The sequence below is a fragment of the Kluyvera sichuanensis genome (assembly GCF_014218705.1).
Taxonomy (GTDB): Bacteria; Pseudomonadota; Gammaproteobacteria; order Enterobacterales; family Enterobacteriaceae; genus Kluyvera; species Kluyvera sichuanensis.
The window spans coordinates 57,761-74,841 of sequence record NZ_JABBJF010000020.1 but is presented as its reverse complement, the minus strand read 5'-3'; the positions used below and the strand labels follow the sequence as shown (position 1 = coordinate 74,841).

Here is a 17,081-nt window from a genome sequence, read left to right as displayed (position 1 = left end):
GTTACCCCCCTATCTTCTGAGAAAACTCAAAAGCGGGATCGAGCACAAGGTCAACAGTATCTGTAATACCCACCCCCCAGTAACCAATAGAATTTAACCCTGCTAAAATCAAATATTTCACCCTGTAAAGATCATTATCTAGCAAAGGACTACCGTGAATAAACTTTACAGTTGTGAAACCGACTAATTGGAAAATGATATAGTATTTATTTATTCTTAAAATATATAGATGCCTTGGATCAGACATAGGGCTATCACCCATACAAAGCATGCAAAAACTGGCATCCTCTTCCTCATTAACGTACCAGCGAGCGGGAAAATCCCAAGCAGCTGCGGTAATCTGCCCCCCCCCCGTAGCCTGGTAGACCCGATTCAGTTCTTCATCCCGTAACAGCAGGATTTCACTTTCTTCCTGTGTAACTTCGACCTTAACAAATGGCATAATCATGTCCTCTCAGTGTTAAACATAAATTGTTACACTGAGACTATGCCCTGGTTTTTTATACACAAACAATCGTCAATAAATAGCTAATAGGAATAACGTTGATTAAGCTCAAATATTCGAGAAAGCCAATAATAAATTATCAATATAAACTATTAGAGAGATTTAAATATATCAAAAATATATAATTATAATGATATAGCTGTACTAGAAATACATGCCAGCAAATATACATAAAATCAATAAAAACCATTAATCCATTAATCCATTAATCCATTAATCCATTAATCCATTAATCCATTAATCCATTAATCCATTAATCCATTAAAATAAATATTAATTTAATTGAGATATTGTCATCATGACGATATTTATAGAGAGTTACATATGAATATCACATATAAATTCAGCATTTATTATTACACAGCCATTATTTTTATGAATATCGCGTTCAGCGAAGAGGCAATCCCGGTTTGGATTTTAGAGAAGAGCAGGAAGTTCAGTTTGATAGAAAATACTAAATTCTGAAGCGTTGGTGGCGAGAATGCGGAAACTACCGGAGGCTTCCTCAACGTAGCGTTTTGAGGCTTGATCCCAGAGGGAGTCGCTGGCGACTCTTTTTCCTGTAGCGTCAGTACCATTAAAAGCTAAGCTATTAGCTCTTTTTAGAATTTCCCATTGCTCATTCTTGGATAATTCGGCGAAGCCGGGGATAGTTGCTCTGTATTCATCACGCCGAGCAATAAATTATGCTAGCTTAAAATCCTCATTATTAAGGAGCATCCCCACAGGACTGTCAGCAATTACCAGAACATTCCGTTTCTTGTTGCTGATATCAGTAGCAGTAATCACTGAGCCAACACCTTGAGTCTCACCACTGTAAAGAAGATATATACTGTTTGGGTCAGATTGCGGTACCTTTGCTGATGTATCTGCAACCAGTTGTTCAAGCTTAGCAACGGTTACATTACCATCACGTAGCAAGACATTCAGTTCCTCAAGTGATTCAGAATAGGTATGAGCCATATTAAGACCTCAACTCTGGGGCAAACTCAAAAGTAGGGTCAAACACAGCCTCAGCGAAAATATCGCTAATACCCAGGCCCCAGTAACCAACAGAATCAAGCCCTGCCAATATTAAATACTTCACCCTATAAAGATCATTATCCAGCAAGTGACTATTATGAATGAATCTTACAGTATGATTTTCAATCAACTGGAAGATTATATAATCCATACTTATCCTTAATATATATAAGTGTTTTGGGTTATGTCCCGGTGTATCACCCATACATAGCAAGCAAAAACTGGCATCCTCTTCCTCATTGACGTACCAATAACGAGGAGGATGTGGGTTAGCACCTGTAATTCTTCCTCCTCCAATCAGCTGGTAAACCCGACTAAGTTCCTCATCCCGCAAAAGCAGAGCCCAACTTTCTTCCGGTGTCACTTCGACCTTAAAAAATGGCATAATCATATCCTCTCAGCGTTAAACACAAATTGTCACACTGAGACTATGCCCTGATTTTTTATCCACAAACAACCTTCAACAAATAATGAATAGGGCAAAGTGTGACCAACCGCAGAAAGAAACCACAACCAGCAATTAACTATTCGTACAAAAATAAAATTCAATGATACGCATCACTCCAGTGAATAAAATGAAGTATATCCTTATCCAGGTCAGGACTCGAGATTTCACAACCGTATCAATAATCAATTTGTCAATTGATGAAACCGTTACACCACCACCTGGCAACCTACCAAAAGTGATTCATCGATAAACATATATTTTAATGATGTTTAGATATAAAACCTAAGACACCAGAATATATTTATATAATCCTATAAATAGGTTACGAACTTACTTTTCTACAAAATTAACCCTAAACTTCCTTGTTCTTATTATTAGTACTAACAAGGATTAGTTATGAATTTCAAAAAGACATTCTTACCCGTTATTATTCTTTCTGCATTTACCCTGGCGGGCTGTCAGTCCAACGCCGATGAGCATGCGGCTGATGTTTATCAAACCAACCAGCTGAATTCCAAACAAGAGACAAAGACCGTCAATATTATCTCCGTTCTGCCAGCCAAAGTGGCCGTTGATAACACAGCGAATAAACGCGCCGCACAGGGCGCTGGTGCCGTGTTAGGGGCCATCGCGGGCGGGGTCGTTGGTCATAACGTGGGGTCACGTAGTAATCTCAACACGACTGCGGGCGCAGTCGCAGGCGGCGCGGCCGGCGCGGCGGCAGGCTCTATGGTGAGCGATAAAACGTTAGTCGAAGGCGTATCCTTAACGTACAAAGAAGGCACCAAAGTTTACACCTCCACCCAGGTTGGCAAAGCCTGTCAGTTTACGAACGGCCTTGCGGTGGTTATCTCCACCAACTACAACGAGACCCGAATTCAGCCAAACGCAACCTGCCCTGATAAACGCTAAACGTCAGGAGGCGTTATGAAGAAAACGTGGCTATACGCCCTGCTGATGATGCTCAGTAGCTCAGCGCTCGCCTCTTCACTCCAGGATCAGCTTTCTGCTGTTGCACAAGCCGAGCAGCAGGGTCAAGCCGAAGAAAAAAAGCAGCATGATGACTGGGTTGCTGAGCGTGAGAAAGCCGCCCAGAAAGAGAAACAGCGGCGCGCTAACGCAACGGCGGCGGCCAATAAAAAAGCGGCCGCTGCCGCCGCTGAACGCCAGGCCCGGCAGGATAAAAAAGATGCTGAGGCGGCTAAAGATAAATCTCGCGATCAAGGCTATGAAGATGAATTGCGAAGTTTAGAGATCCAGAAACAAAAATTAGCGCTGGCAAAAGAAGAGGCTCGGGTAAAAAGAGAGAACGAATATATCGATCAGGAACTCAAGCATAAGGCGGCACAAACAGACGTGGTGCAATCAGAAGCCGATGCAAACAGAAATATTTCTGAGGGTGGACGTGACCTGATGAAAAGCAAAGGCAAAGCGGAAGAGAATAAATCAGACAGCTGGTTTAATTAATGACTTCGCAGCAATAAGAAAATAAAGTCCTGCCCAAAAGGTCAGGACTTTATTTTAGTTACCCTATCGTCAATTACTGCCAGCCATAACGACGGGTGAAGAACCCTTTCACCATCTGCGTGAACGTCATATAACCCACCAGAATCGCTACCAGCCATGGGAAGTAGCTCAGCGGCAATGCTTCCAGTTGCAGATAGCTTGCCAGCGGTGAGAACGGCAGTGCGATACCAATCGCCATCACCAGCAGCGTCATGGCGAACAGCGGCCACGCGGCGCGGCTCTGCACGAACGGAATACGGCGGGTACGAATCATATGCACAATCAGCGTCTGCGACAGCAGCCCTTCAATAAACCAGCCGGACTGGAACAGAGTCTGCATTTCTGGCGTGTTGGCTTTAAACACCCACCACATCAGGCAGAAGGTCAGAATGTCAAAGATCGAGCTGATTGGCCCGAAGAACACCATAAAGCGGCCCAGATCGGCCGGGTTCCAGCGCTGCGGTTTACGAATCTGCTCGTCATCGACGTTATCAAACGGCAGCGCCACCTGGGATACATCGTACAGCAGGTTCTGAATCAGTAAGTGTAACGGCAGCATTGGCAGAAACGGCAGGAAGGCGCTGGCCACCAGCACGCTGAAGACGTTACCGAAGTTGGAGCTGGCGGTCATCTTGATGTACTTCAGCATGTTCGAGAAGGTGCGGCGACCTTCGATCACCCCCTCTTCCAGCACCATCAGGCTCTTTTCCAGCAGGATGATATCTGCCGCTTCACGGGCGATATCCACCGCGCCGTCCACGGAAATACCGATATCCGCCGCACGCAGCGCTGGCGCATCGTTGATGCCGTCGCCCATAAAGCCCACCACATGCCCTTCGCGTTTCAGCAGCGTCACGATGCGCTCTTTATGCATCGGCGTCAGGCAAGCAAACAGCGTGGTACGCTGGGCAAGCTTCGCCAGCTCGTCATCGCTCAGGTGCTCAATCTCGCTGCCGACAATCACGTCACCCGCATCCAGCCCCACTTCGTGGCACACTTTCGCCGCCACCAGCTCGCTGTCGCCGGTGAGGATTTTCACGGTGATGCCGCTCGCTTTCAGCGCTTTCAGCGCCGGTGCGGTGGTCTCTTTCGGTGGATCAAGGAAGGCGATATAGCCTTCGAGGATCAGATCGGACTCATCAATACGCTGATAGTCGCCTTCACGCGCTGGCAGGAACTTGCTCGCCACCGCCACCACGCGCAGCCCTTGACGGTTCAGGGTATCGGTCACGCGTTTGATGCGGCGCAGCATAGTCTCGTCCAGCGGCACGATTTCACCGTTATGGTAGACCTGCGTACAGACGTTGAGGATCTCCTGCAGCGCCCCTTTGCAAATCAGCTTATGCACATCTGGCTTTTCGCTGACCACCACCGACATGCGGCGGCGTTCGAAATCAAACGGGATCTCATCCACTTTCTGCCAGGCGGTCGACAGCTCGCGGGCCGCCACTTCATCCACCCCTTCCAGCACCGCGGTATCCAGCAGGTTTTTCAGCCCGGTCTGGTAGTGGCTGTTAAGCCACGCGGTTTGCAGCACGCGCTCGCTCACCTTGCCGGAGATATCGGTGTGGTTCTCCAGCACGATTTTATCCTGGGTCAGCGTACCAGTTTTGTCGGTGCAGAGAATGTCCATCGCGCCAAAGTTCTGAATCGCGTCGAGGTGCTTAACGATAACCTTCTGTTTTGACAGCTTCACCGCCCCGCGCGCCAGCGTCGAAGTGACGATCATTGGCAGCATTTCTGGGGTCAGGCCCACCGCGACGGAAAGCGCAAACAGCGCCGCTTCCCACCAGTCGCCTTTGGTATAGCCGTTGATAACTAACACAATTGGCGCCATCACCAGCATAAAGCGGATCAGCAGCATGCTGACGCGGCTGATGCCTTTCTGGAACGCATTCGGCTCGCTTTCCTGCTCGCTCACGCGACCAGCCAGTTGCCCAAACCAGGTGTTGGCCCCGGTAGCAATCACCATCGCCTGCGCGGTGCCGCTCACCACGTTGGTGCCCATAAAGCACAGGGTGTCGCACTCGAGCGGGTTGGTCTGATCCGGCTCGCGGGTATGTGCCACTTTCTCAACCGGCAAGGATTCGCCGGTCAGCGATGCCTGCGCCACGAACAGATCGCGCGCCTGAATCACGCGCAGGTCGGCCGGGATCATGTCCCCCGCCGCCAGTTTGATGATATCGCCCGGCACCAGCTGGTCGATAGGCAGTTCCACCCAGCTGCTCTCGCCCTTGTCATTGATAACGCGCAGCACCGTCGCGGTGTTGCTCACCATCGCTTTCAGGGTGTCTGCCGCTTTGGTCGAGCGGGCTTCCTGGACAAAATTCAGCAGCGTGGAAATGCCCACCATCAGCACGATGACCACCGCCGCGAACAGATCTTCCGTCGCGTAAGAGACGGCGGCCAGCACAGTCAGCAGGATGTTGAACGGGTTACGGTAGCAGAGCCACAGATGCACCCACCACGGCTGCGGCTGCTGCGCTGGCAGCTTGTTTTCGCCGTGCGCGACACGCGCCTGCTCGACTTCCGCGGCGTTCAGCCCTTCCGGATGGGTGTTAAAGGTTTCCCACAGCGCCTGTTCGCTGAGGTGCGCCATTTTCAGGCACTGTTCACTAAGCGATGGCGGAATAGGCGTGTGAGCAACGCTCTGCTGAGAAGGCATAGGATCGCGCTGTACCAGACGGCGCGGCAAATGGCGGCCAAGCTGCGCGAACAGCTGCCGGGTTAAATTTTTCAGCATACAAAAGTCCTCCGCAGTCGCCGGGGCAACCGCAGACAGGCCTACGGGCACAGTGAATCTGTACCGTAAAGGCACTTCATTTTTATTGCAGGGACATTAAGACGTGTCACTGCCTCACATCATCGGCAAGGCAGCGAAAAGCTGGCTTACCGGAAAGTTACTCTCCAGATGGAGAGACGGGTGGGATCGGGATCCATACAGCCTCCGGTAAGATTGATAATAGAAAACGCCGCGGATTATACGCAGAAATTCATAAGGTTTGTGACAATTAGAGCGATATAATAACGTCAGGCAATTCAACGGTACGTCAACCATCAGGTAGACGGCATAAAATATTCACGCGGGGCAACTATTATGGAAAATCGGCTGACTATTAAAGATATCGCTCGCCTGAGCGGTGTCGGGAAATCAACCGTCTCCCGCGTGCTGAATAATGAAAGCGGCGTCAGCGACCGCACCCGCGAACGTGTCGAAGCGGTGATGGCGCAGCACGGCTTCTCCCCTTCCCGCTCCGCACGCGCCATGCGTGGGCAGAGCGATAAGGTGGTGGCGATTATCGTCACCCGTCTGGACTCGCTGTCGGAAAACCTGGCGGTACAGACCATGCTGCCCGCCTTCTACGAGCAGGGCTATGACCCCATCATGATGGAAAGCCAGTTCTCACCGGAGAAAGTGGTCGAACATCTGGCGATGCTTAAACGCCGCAATATTGACGGCGTGATCCTGTTCGGCTTTACCGGCGTAACCGAAGCGGTTCTGGGCGACTGGCACTCGACGTTGGTGCTGATGGCTCGTGATGCCAACGGTTTTGCCTCCGTCTGTTATGACGACACCGGGGCGATTACGCAGCTGATGCAGCGCCTGTTCGAACTGGGCCATCGCCATATTAGTTTCCTCGGCGTTCCTCCTGCCGACGTCACCACCGGGCAGCGGCGTCACGATGCCTATCAGGCATTCTGCAAGCGCCACAAGCTCACACCAGTTGCCGCCCTGCCGGGCCTGGCGATGAAGCAGGGTTACGACTTCGCAAGCCAGGTTATCACCCCAGAGACCACCGCGCTTATCTGCGCGACAGACACCCTCGCCCTCGGCGTGAGCAAGTATCTTCAGGAACAACGCATCGATAACGTGCAGTTGGCGAGCGTCGGTAACACGCCGCTGACCAAGTTCCTGCACCCGGAAATTATCACCGTCGATCCCGGCTACGCCGAGGCCGGACACCGCGCCGCAGAGCAACTTATCGCCCAGATCAGTGGTAAGGGCGAACCGCATCAGATCGTGATCCCCGCCATTCTGTCCTAAGCTTAACAACAGCTTTAATGTGATCGCCGCAGCGTTTCGGGAACGTTCCCATTTTCCCGAAACCGCAAACCCGTTACGCTAATATTCAGCGTATTAATAACGGTTCGATCCTGAGTCCGTCAGATGTCTCGCTAACAAGAGCGTCTGAAGTGGCGGTATCGGGGAGATCTCACCTCTGTTTTAAGGCCCTATCATGAGCAAAAAAATAGACCAAAAGAACATCGATAAACTTATCGAGCTGGTTGGCGGGCGCGAGAACATCGCCACCGTCAGCCACTGCATCACGCGCCTGCGCTTTGTGCTTAACGATCCGGCCAAGGCCTCCCCGAAAGCTATCGAAGAGTTGCCGATGGTCAAAGGCTGTTTCACCAACGCCGGGCAGTTCCAGGTGGTTATCGGCACGGAAGTGGGCGACTACTACCAGGCGCTGCTTGCCACCACCGGCCAGACCGGTGCAGATAAAGAGCAGGCCAAAACGGCTGCTCGCCAGAATATGAAATGGCACGAGCAGATGATTTCTCACTTCGCTGAGATCTTCTTCCCGCTGCTGCCAGCGCTTATCAGCGGGGGTTTGATCTTAGGCTTCCGTAACGTGATCGGCGACCTGCCGATGAGCAACGGCCAGACGCTGGCGCAGATGCACCCGTCGCTGCAAACCATCTATGACTTCCTGTGGTTGATTGGTGAGGCGATCTTCTTCTATCTGCCGGTTGGTATCTGCTGGTCTGCGGTGAAGAAAATGGGCGGTACGCCGATCCTCGGTATCGTGCTCGGCGTCACGCTGGTTTCTCCGCAGCTGATGAACGCCTACCTGTTAGGTCAGCAGGTGCCTGAAGTGTGGAACTTCGGCCTGTTTACCATCGCCAAAGTCGGCTACCAGGCGCAGGTTATCCCAGCGCTGCTGGCGGGTCTGACCCTTGGCTTCATTGAGACGCGCCTTAAGCGCATCGTGCCGGACTACCTCTACCTGGTCATCGTGCCGGTATGCTCGCTGATTCTGGCGGTATTCCTTGCTCACGCGATTATCGGGCCATTCGGTCGCCTGATTGGCGACGGCGTTGCCTTCGCCGTGCGTCACCTGCTGACCGGCAGCTTCGCACCGATTGGCGCCGCGCTGTTCGGCTTCCTGTATGCGCCGCTGGTGATTACCGGTGTGCACCAGACCACGCTGGCTATTGATATGCAGATGATTCAGAGCATGGGCGGCACCCCGGTGTGGCCGATGATTGCCCTGTCGAACATCGCGCAGGCTTCTGCCGTCGTCGGCATCATCATTTGCAGCCGTAAGGCCAAAGAGCGTGAAATCTCCGTTCCGGCGGCTATCTCCGCCTACCTCGGCGTGACCGAACCAGCCATGTACGGGATCAACCTGAAGTACCGCTTCCCGATGCTCTGCGCGATGATCGGTTCCGGCATCGCGGGCCTGCTGTGCGGCCTGTACGGCGTGCTGGCGAACGGTATCGGCGTCGGTGGCCTGCCGGGCATCCTGTCGATTAAGCCAACCTTCTGGGGCGTCTACAGCATCGCGATGATTATCACCATCGTGGTACCGATTCTCCTGACGGTGATGGTCTACAAACGCAAAGAGCGTCAGGGCACGCTGCCCGTCATGTAATACACCTTCTTCGGGGCGCACTTGCGCCCCTGATTCTTATTAGAGGACAACCGAATGAATACACTACCTCACTGGTGGCAAAACGGCGTGATTTACCAGATCTACCCGAAAAGCTTCCAGGACACGACCGGCAGCGGAACGGGAGATCTGCGCGGCGTCACCTCACGTCTCGACTATCTGCAAAAGCTCGGCGTTGATGCCATCTGGATAACGCCGTTCTACGTTTCACCGCAGGTTGATAACGGCTACGACATTGCCAATTACACCGAGATCGACCCCTCTTACGGCACGATCGACGATTTCGACAAACTGGTTGCCGAGGCGCATCAGCGCGGCATTCGCATTGTGCTCGATATGGTGTTGAACCACACCTCCACTCACCACGCGTGGTTTAAAGCGTCGCTGAACAAAGAGAGCCCCTATCGCCAGTTCTATATCTGGCGCGACGGCACGCCGGACACCCCGCCGAATAACTGGCGCTCGAAGTTTGGCGGCAACGCCTGGCAGTGGGACGCGGCTAGCGGCCAGTACTATCTGCATCTGTACGCTACCGAACAGGCGGATCTCAACTGGGAAAACGAGACGGTACGCGCCGAGCTGAAAAAGGTCTGTGAGTTCTGGGCCGATCGCGGCGTTGATGGTCTGCGCCTCGACGTTATCAACGTCATTTCCAAAGACCAGAGCTTCCCGGATGACCATCAGGGCGACGGCCGCCGTTTCTATACCGATGGCCCGCGCGCCCACGAGTTCCTGCAGGAGTTCAGCCGCGATGTCTTTACGCCGCGCGGCCTGATGACCGTCGGCGAGATGTCCTCGACCACGCTTGAAAACTGCCAGCAGTACGCCTCTCTCGACGGCAAAGAGCTGTCGATGACCTTTAACTTCCACCACCTGAAGGTGGACTACCCTGGCGGCGAGAAGTGGACGCTGGCGCGCCCGGACTTCGTGGCGCTGAAATCACTGTTTAACCATTGGCAGCAGGGAATGCACAACCGGGCGTGGAACGCGCTGTTCTGGTGTAACCACGACCAGCCACGCATTGTTTCGCGCTTTGGCGACGAAGGTGAACACCGCGTCACCGCAGCGAAGATGCTGGCAATGGTGCTGCATGGGATGCAGGGCACGCCGTACATCTATCAGGGCGAAGAGATTGGCATGACCAACCCGCACTTCACGACGATTGAGCAGTACCGCGACGTGGAGAGCCACAACATGTATAACGAACTGCTGGCGCAGGGGCGTGATGCCGACGAACTACTGGCGATTCTTGCCAGCAAATCCCGCGACAACAGCCGTACACCAATGCAGTGGGACGCTAGCCCTAACGCTGGTTTTACCGAAGGCAAACCGTGGATTGGCGTCAGCCACAATTATGCTGAGATCAACGCCGAACGCGCGCTGGCAGAGCCGGATTCGGTGTTTTACGCCTACCAACAGCTGATTGCGCTGCGTAAATCCGAACCGGTGCTGACGTGGGGCGACTACCAGGATCTGCTGCCTGAGCACCCGTCGCTGTGGTGCTACCGACGTCAGTGGCAGGGGCAAACGCTGTTGGTCGCCGCCAACCTCAGCGGCGAGCCGCAGGCCTGGGAGCCACCGGCTGGCTCCACCGATGGCGAGGTGCTGATGAGCAACTACGACACCCCTGCTGGCATGACGCTACGTCCGTTTGAAGCTATCTGGTGGCTTCAACGTTAACCCCCGGCCCGGTAGCGCCCTGCTGCCGGGCTTCTTCGCATCACGCTGTTTTTCGGTCCTTTTTTGGACACTTATTGAGCAGCAAAATTTACATTACCCTCAACGCTTGCCATCTGTACTCTTGCATTTTTACTTTGTTCTGAATCAATAAAAGCGCAAACATCTTTGATGCAAATCACTACATATAGAACTTAAAATGCGTCCCGGCCCAACATATGGTATTTATCGACTATCATTGCAACAATGATAATCACCAAAAAGATAGTCGGTATGTGGATAACCTGGGCCGCACACGAGGGAAAGTATTGGTTAATGGAGTGATTACGCCAATCGTCGTTTTCCCGCCTCTGTGGATAACCTGTTCTTATAACGTACTTATAAAATTGGAGTGATCATGACACCGCATGTGATGAAACGAGATGGCTGTAAAGTGCCGTTCAAATCAGAGCGCATCAAAGAAGCAATTCTGCGTGCAGCTAAAGCAGCGGGAGTCGATGACGCAGACTATTGCGCCACCGTCGCAGCAATCGTTAGCCAACAAATGCAGGGCCAGGCGCAGGTTGATATCAACGTGATTCAGACCGCCGTTGAGAACCAGCTGATGTCCGGGCCGTACAAGCAGCTCGCGCGTGCCTATATTGAATATCGCCACGACCGCGACAGCCAGCGCGAAAAACGCGGTCGTCTGAACCAGGAAATTCGCGGCCTGGTTGAGCAGACCAACTCGGCGCTGCTGAACGAGAACGCCAACAAAGACAGTAAAGTGATCCCAACCCAGCGCGACCTGCTGGCCGGTATCGTCGCTAAGCACTACGCTCGCCAGCACCTGCTGCCGCACGACGTGGTGATGGCGCACGAGCGCGGTGTTATCCACTACCACGACCTCGACTACTCGCCGTTCTTCCCGATGTTCAACTGTATGCTGATTGACCTGAAAGGCATGCTGACGCAGGGCTTTAAGATGGGCAACGCGGAGATCGAGCCGCCAAAATCCATCTCTACCGCGACTGCGGTGACCGCGCAGATCATCGCACAGGTGGCTAGCCACATTTACGGCGGCACTACCATCAACCGTATCGATGAAGTGCTGGCACCGTTTGTCACCGCCAGCTTCAACAAACATCGCCAAACCGCTGAAGAGTGGCAGATTCCGAACGCGGAAGAGTATGCTCGTTCTCGTACCGAGAAAGAGTGCTACGACGCCTTCCAGTCGCTGGAGTATGAAGTGAACACGCTGCATACCGCCAACGGCCAGACCCCGTTCGTCACCTTTGGCTTCGGCCTCGGCACCACTTGGGAATCTCGCCTGATTCAGCAGTCCATTCTGCGTAATCGTATCGCGGGCCTCGGCAAAAACCGCAAAACCGCGGTGTTCCCGAAACTGGTCTTCGCCATTCGCGATGGTTTGAACCACAAGCCGGGCGATGCCAACTACGACATCAAACAGCTGGCGCTGGAGTGCGCGAGCAAGCGCATGTATCCGGACATCCTCAACTACGATCAGGTAGTGAAAGTCACCGGTTCGTTTAAAACCCCAATGGGCTGCCGCAGCTTCCTTGGCGTGTGGGAAAACGAAGACGGCGAACAGGTTCACGATGGCCGTAACAACCTCGGCGTAATCAGCCTCAACCTGCCGCGCATCGCGCTGGAAGCCAAAGGCGACGAAGCCACGTTCTGGTCACTGCTGGACGAACGTCTGGTGCTGGCGCGTAAAGCGCTGATGACCCGTATCGCTCGTCTGGAAGGTGTGAAAGCTCGCGTGGCGCCAATTCTCTATATGGAAGGTGCCTGCGGCGTGCGTCTGAAAGCGGACGACGACGTTTCCGAAATCTTCAAAAACGGTCGTGCGTCTATCTCCCTGGGCTACATCGGTATCCACGAGACCATCAACGCGCTGTTCGGCAACCAGCATATGTACGACAGCGAGATGCTGCGTGAGAAAGGCGTGGCGATTGTTCAGCGTCTGCGCGACGCCGTTGACCAGTGGAAAGACGAAACCGGCTACGGCTTCAGCCTGTACAGCACGCCAAGCGAAAACCTGTGCGACCGTTTCTGCCGTCTGGACACCGCCGAGTTTGGCCTCGTTGAGGGCGTGACCGACAAAGGCTACTACACCAACAGCTTCCACCTCGACGTGGAGAAGAAGGTGAACCCGTACGACAAGATTGATTTTGAAGCGGCCTACCCGCCAATCGCCAACGGCGGCTTCATTTGCTACGGCGAGTACCCGAACATTCAGCACAACCTGAAGGCGCTGGAAGACGTGTGGGATTACAGCTATCAGCACGTGCCGTATTACGGCACCAACACGCCAATCGACGAATGTTATGAGTGCGGCTTTACCGGTGAATTCGAGTGCACCAGCAAAGGCTTCACCTGCCCGAAATGCGGTAACCACGACGCTGCGCGCGTCTCCGTGACTCGCCGTGTGTGCGGCTACCTCGGCAGCCCGGACGCCCGTCCGTTCAACGCCGGTAAGCAGGAAGAAGTGAAACGCCGCGTTAAGCACCTGGGTAACGGGCAGCTCGGTTAAGTTCGAGCGGTTTGTCCCCTCACCCTAACCCTCTCCCCTCAGGGGAGAGGGAACCGTTTTACCGCACGCTGCACGACCGTATACCGGCCGAAAATCTGGAACGCGAACATGAATTACCATCAATACTATCCCGTCGACATCGTTAACGGGCCGGGTACACGCTGCACGCTGTTTGTTTCCGGCTGCGTTCACGAATGCCCCGGCTGCTACAACAAGAGCACCTGGCGCGTGAACTCCGGCCAGCCGTTTACCGCCGAGATGGCCGACCGCATCATCGCCGACCTGAACGACACCCGCGTCAAGCGCCAGGGAATTTCCCTCTCCGGCGGCGACCCGCTGCACCCGCAAAACGTACCGGAAATTCTCAAACTGGTTCAGCGCATTCACGCCGAATGCCCCGGCAAAGATATCTGGGTCTGGACCGGCTACAAGATTGACGAACTGAACGCTGCGCAGAGGGAGGTCGTCGACCTTATCAACGTGCTGGTTGACGGTAAGTTTGTGCAGGACTTAAAAGACCCGGCGCTTATCTGGCGCGGTAGCAGTAATCAGGTGGTGCACCACCTGCGTTAACGCCCTACGTCAGCCTCTCAAAACCGGCTGACGCACTCCATCGCCACCACCTTAAACTCATCAAAGCTGCGGGTCGCCGACAGGCGTGCCATGGCGCGTTCGCGCAGGAAAGTGACGAAGATATCGTAGATAGCCATCGCCTCTTCATACTCGCTTTTGCTGATCGCCAGCAGGAAGATGATGTGGGCGGTTTCGTCGCCCCAGGCGATGCCCTGCGGGGCAATGACGGTGTAGACCACAGTTTTTTGCGCCAGCAGCCCCAGGGCGTGCGGCAGCGCGATGCCATCGCCGAGCATGGTGCTGACAATCGCTTCACGCTCCACCACCGAAGCGTGGAATGCCTCGTCGACAAACCCTTCCTGCTCAAGCTGCTGGCAGAGTTCGGCAAACAGCGTCTGCTGGTCCATCGGGCCATCGATAACCCGAAAATGAGCGGCGTCGAAGAACTTGTTCAGCATCCACGGGCGTGTGCGGTCGACCAGCACCAGCTTACCAATCTGGTCCAACTGGTAATCGGTGGGGAACGGTGAAATGGTGACGACCGGCTTCTCTTTTTCGCTGATACGCACCGTGGAAATGACAAAATCTTCGCTCACGCTTTCCAGCTGTTCGTACTCGCGCTGGGACAGCGTAGCGGCAATCTCCACCTGCGGATATTTACGCTGCAAAATGGCTTCAATCACCCGCACCATGGCGTTACCGGCATCGCACACCAGCAGCACCTTCGGCTGGCGCTGGTAGCCGATATTGTAGTGGCGCTCTAACCCCACGCCGATGTGCAGCACCAGAAAACCGATTTCGTTTTCGCTGATGGTATACGGCGTATATTTCCCCCAGCTCGAGACCGCCGCCAGCGTCATATCCCACGCCATCGGGTAGTGCTGCTTGATGTTATCGAGCAGCGGATTGGGGATCATAATCTGGTAGCGCACGCGGGTGATCATGGTCTTAATGTGGGTCAGCAGGTCCGCGTGGAGCTGCGCGTCCTCCAGCAGGTTGTAGTTATACTGCTGATTGATATAGCGCAGGATGTAGTTCACCAGCGCTTCGTCGTCGTCGGCGCTGATGGTTTCCGGGTCGACGTCCTGTACCTGGCGGGCGGCAAGATGCACGCACAGCCAGGCTTCTTCGGCCTGAGAGAACGGTTTCCCGGTGAGCTTTTGCAGCGCGCTGGCCACGTCATGGGCGACATCGCGCACGTTTTGCGCGACCTCTTCGGCGCTGAAATCGGCCAGCGGGTAACCGTCGCTGACACGGCGCGCAACGACCGCACCGTACAGACAAATAAAGCGCTCCCCTACGTCGGTGAGACGGACATGATGGCGCATCAGCGTCTCCTCCAACACGGCTTCCAGCATGGCTGGCACGCTATCATCAAACGCCTCCTGGCGGATCATCGGGTTCAGCGGCCCCTGCTGGCTTAGCTCCCACAGCAGGTCGGTCAGACAGGCGCGAATCGACACCTCGCTGCCAAACAGCTTCATACCGTGACGCGGGCGGGTCTCCAGCGTCAGCTGATAGCGCTGAAAGCGCTCGCGTACCTCTACCATATCGCCCTGCAGCGTCGCACGGCTGACAAACCACTCGTCGGCGAGATCCTCAAGCTTGATGGAGAACGCCGACGTCAGAAAACGCACCAGCAGGAAGTGAATGCGATCCTGGGCGGTGCGGGGAATATGCTGCGGCTTAGGCGCAGTTGCTTCCAGCTGCTGATAGCGCGACGGATCGTCAATCTTCAGTTGGTAACCGCTGCCGCGGGCCAACACAAACTGCGCGCCGTAATGCATCAGCAGCTCGTTTAACGCGGTGATATCGGCGCGTACGGTGCGGGTCGAAACCGACAAGCGCTGCGCCAGTTCATCCTGTGGCAGCGTTTCGTTTTGCAGCAGAGTAAAGAGTTGCGCTAAACGTTGATTGGGAAATCTCATGTCGGTTCCTTCCTGTTACGGCTTAAGGGGTGGCAGAAATCACCATCTGGGATGGGCTGCCAACCGGGGTGTAGTCCGGGGAGAACGTCAGTTTTCCGTCCTTCGGCGCTACGCTAAAGCGGGTGATATTGTCGCTACGCTGATTCATCACATAGAGCCAGTGCCCTTGCTTATCCAGCGTTAACGTTCGCGGATAGTCGCCACGCGTCCAGATATCATCCTGATGTTTCAGGGTGCCATCGGCCATCACGGTAAAGTGGGCGATACTGTTGTGTAAGCGGTTAGCGACGTACAGCTGTTTGCCGTCCTGGCTTAATACCAGACCGGCGGCAAAGCTGGTGCCTTTATACTCTTTCGGTAAGGCAGAGACCGTTTTCCCTTCGCGCAGCAGTCCGCTCTGTTTATCGAGGTGATAAAACGTCAGCGTGGAAGCTTCTTCGTTAATCAACCATAGTCCATTTCCGGCAGGCGTGAAGACAAAATGTCGCGGCCCCGCCCCGGCGGACGATGCGGCGATAAACGGCGGGTCGTTCGGCGTCAGCTTGCCGCTGGCGCTGTCCATACGGTACTGGTAGATCCTGTCCAGCCCCAGATCGGTCGAGAAGACAAACTTCCCGCTCGGATCGGCCGAGATCATATGGGCATGCGGGCCGTTATGATCGCTGACGGCAAAGCTGCCTTCAACCGCCGCAGCCGGTCGCGCTGCGCCCGCAGGACCTTGATCCTGATGCGCATCCACCGCCTCACCCAGGCTGCCATCTTCTTTCACCGGCAATACGGCAATCGAGCCGCTCACGTAGTTCGCCACCAGCAGGTGGCGGCCATCTGGTGTCAGCGAGAGATAGACCGGGCCCGCGCCGCCGGAAGCCACCTGATTCAGCTCGCTCAGCTCGCCGCTCGCGGCAATGCGCCACGCCTGCACTACACCTTTTTCTACTTCGCTGGCGGCGTACAGGGTTTTGCCATCCTGGCTGACGGTCAGTTGCGCGACGTTCGGCAGCGAACTGACGAGCGCTTTATCGCGCAGCTCGCCGGTTTTGCCATCGACGGTAAAGCGATACAGACCTTCGCCGTTAGGGTTGTAGGTACCCACCCAAGCGTACTGGGTTTGCGCGACGGCGCTGGCGGCAAGCAGAGAGAGTGAAGCAACAAGCAGGTGACGAGCGGTTGGCATGGTGACTCCTTGATGGTTCGGTGGGGGTTTTCC

Annotated in this window: 13 protein-coding genes; 7 read left to right on the top strand and 6 right to left on the bottom strand. The window is 54.4% G+C overall.

From position 1 onward, the window contains the following. Position 1: 1 nt before the first annotated feature. From HII27_RS18080 to HII27_RS18070, 3 genes are all read right to left on the bottom strand, one after another. Positions 2-442 (bottom strand): hypothetical protein, encoded by a 441-nt coding sequence (locus HII27_RS18080; RefSeq protein ID WP_185669160.1) that lies wholly within the window; start codon positions 440-442, stop codon positions 2-4. 747 nt (positions 443-1,189) lie between these two features. After that, positions 1,190-1,468 carry a hypothetical protein gene (locus HII27_RS18075; protein WP_185669159.1) on the bottom strand — a complete coding sequence of 93 codons (279 nt, stop codon included), beginning with the start codon at positions 1,466-1,468 and terminating at the stop codon, positions 1,190-1,192. Position 1,469: 1 nt separating this feature from the next. After that, complete coding sequence (locus HII27_RS18070) at positions 1,470-1,913, bottom strand: hypothetical protein (RefSeq protein ID WP_185669158.1); 444 nt, start codon at positions 1,911-1,913, stop codon at positions 1,470-1,472. A 459-nt stretch (positions 1,914-2,372) separates the two neighbouring features. Between HII27_RS18070 and HII27_RS18065 the strand changes: the two genes are divergently transcribed. Continuing rightward, positions 2,373-2,888 carry an outer membrane lipoprotein gene (locus tag HII27_RS18065; protein WP_185669157.1) on the top strand — a complete coding sequence of 172 codons (516 nt, stop codon included), beginning with the start codon at positions 2,373-2,375 and terminating at the stop codon, positions 2,886-2,888. A 15-nt stretch (positions 2,889-2,903) separates the two neighbouring features. Further along, entirely contained in the window at positions 2,904-3,443 is a 540-nt protein-coding gene (locus tag HII27_RS18060) for a DUF5384 family protein (RefSeq protein WP_185669156.1), read from the top strand. A gap of 73 nt (positions 3,444-3,516) precedes the next feature. Here HII27_RS18060 and mgtA read toward each other — a convergent pair whose 3' ends face one another. Then, complete coding sequence (gene mgtA, locus HII27_RS18055) at positions 3,517-6,225, bottom strand: magnesium-translocating P-type ATPase (protein ID WP_185669155.1); 2,709 nt, start codon at positions 6,223-6,225, stop codon at positions 3,517-3,519. Positions 6,226-6,579: 354 nt separating this feature from the next. Here mgtA and treR point away from each other — a divergent pair, with 354 nt between their 5' ends. The 5 genes from treR (at position 6,580) to nrdG (ending at position 13,946) form a co-directional block, all read left to right on the top strand. Beyond that, the gene (gene treR / locus HII27_RS18050; protein ID WP_185669154.1) at positions 6,580-7,527 is read left to right on the top strand and encodes a trehalose operon repressor TreR; all 948 of its coding nucleotides are present in this window, start codon (positions 6,580-6,582) and stop codon (positions 7,525-7,527) included. 193 nt (positions 7,528-7,720) lie between these two features. Continuing rightward, entirely contained in the window at positions 7,721-9,142 is a 1,422-nt protein-coding gene (treB, locus tag HII27_RS18045) for a PTS trehalose transporter subunit IIBC (RefSeq protein ID WP_185669153.1), read from the top strand. A gap of 54 nt (positions 9,143-9,196) precedes the next feature. Continuing rightward, on the top strand, positions 9,197-10,840 hold the full coding sequence (gene treC / locus HII27_RS18040; protein ID WP_185669152.1) for an alpha,alpha-phosphotrehalase: 1,644 nt from the start codon (positions 9,197-9,199) through the stop codon (positions 10,838-10,840). A gap of 394 nt (positions 10,841-11,234) precedes the next feature. Beyond that, on the top strand, positions 11,235-13,373 hold the full coding sequence (gene nrdD / locus HII27_RS18035) for an anaerobic ribonucleoside-triphosphate reductase (protein WP_185669151.1): 2,139 nt from the start codon (positions 11,235-11,237) through the stop codon (positions 13,371-13,373). Between the two features lie 108 nt (positions 13,374-13,481). After that, a complete protein-coding gene (gene nrdG, locus HII27_RS18030) occupies positions 13,482-13,946 on the top strand; it encodes an anaerobic ribonucleoside-triphosphate reductase-activating protein (protein WP_185669150.1) in 465 nt (154 codons plus the stop codon). Between the two features lie 17 nt (positions 13,947-13,963). Here nrdG and HII27_RS18025 read toward each other — a convergent pair whose 3' ends face one another. Together HII27_RS18025 and HII27_RS18020 are read right to left on the bottom strand one after the other, a co-directional pair. Then, the gene (locus HII27_RS18025) at positions 13,964-15,874 is read right to left on the bottom strand and encodes a BglG family transcription antiterminator (protein ID WP_185669149.1); all 1,911 of its coding nucleotides are present in this window, start codon (positions 15,872-15,874) and stop codon (positions 13,964-13,966) included. Between the two features lie 22 nt (positions 15,875-15,896). Next, complete coding sequence (locus tag HII27_RS18020) at positions 15,897-17,048, bottom strand: lactonase family protein (protein WP_185669148.1); 1,152 nt, start codon at positions 17,046-17,048, stop codon at positions 15,897-15,899. Positions 17,049-17,081: the final 33 nt, after the last annotated feature.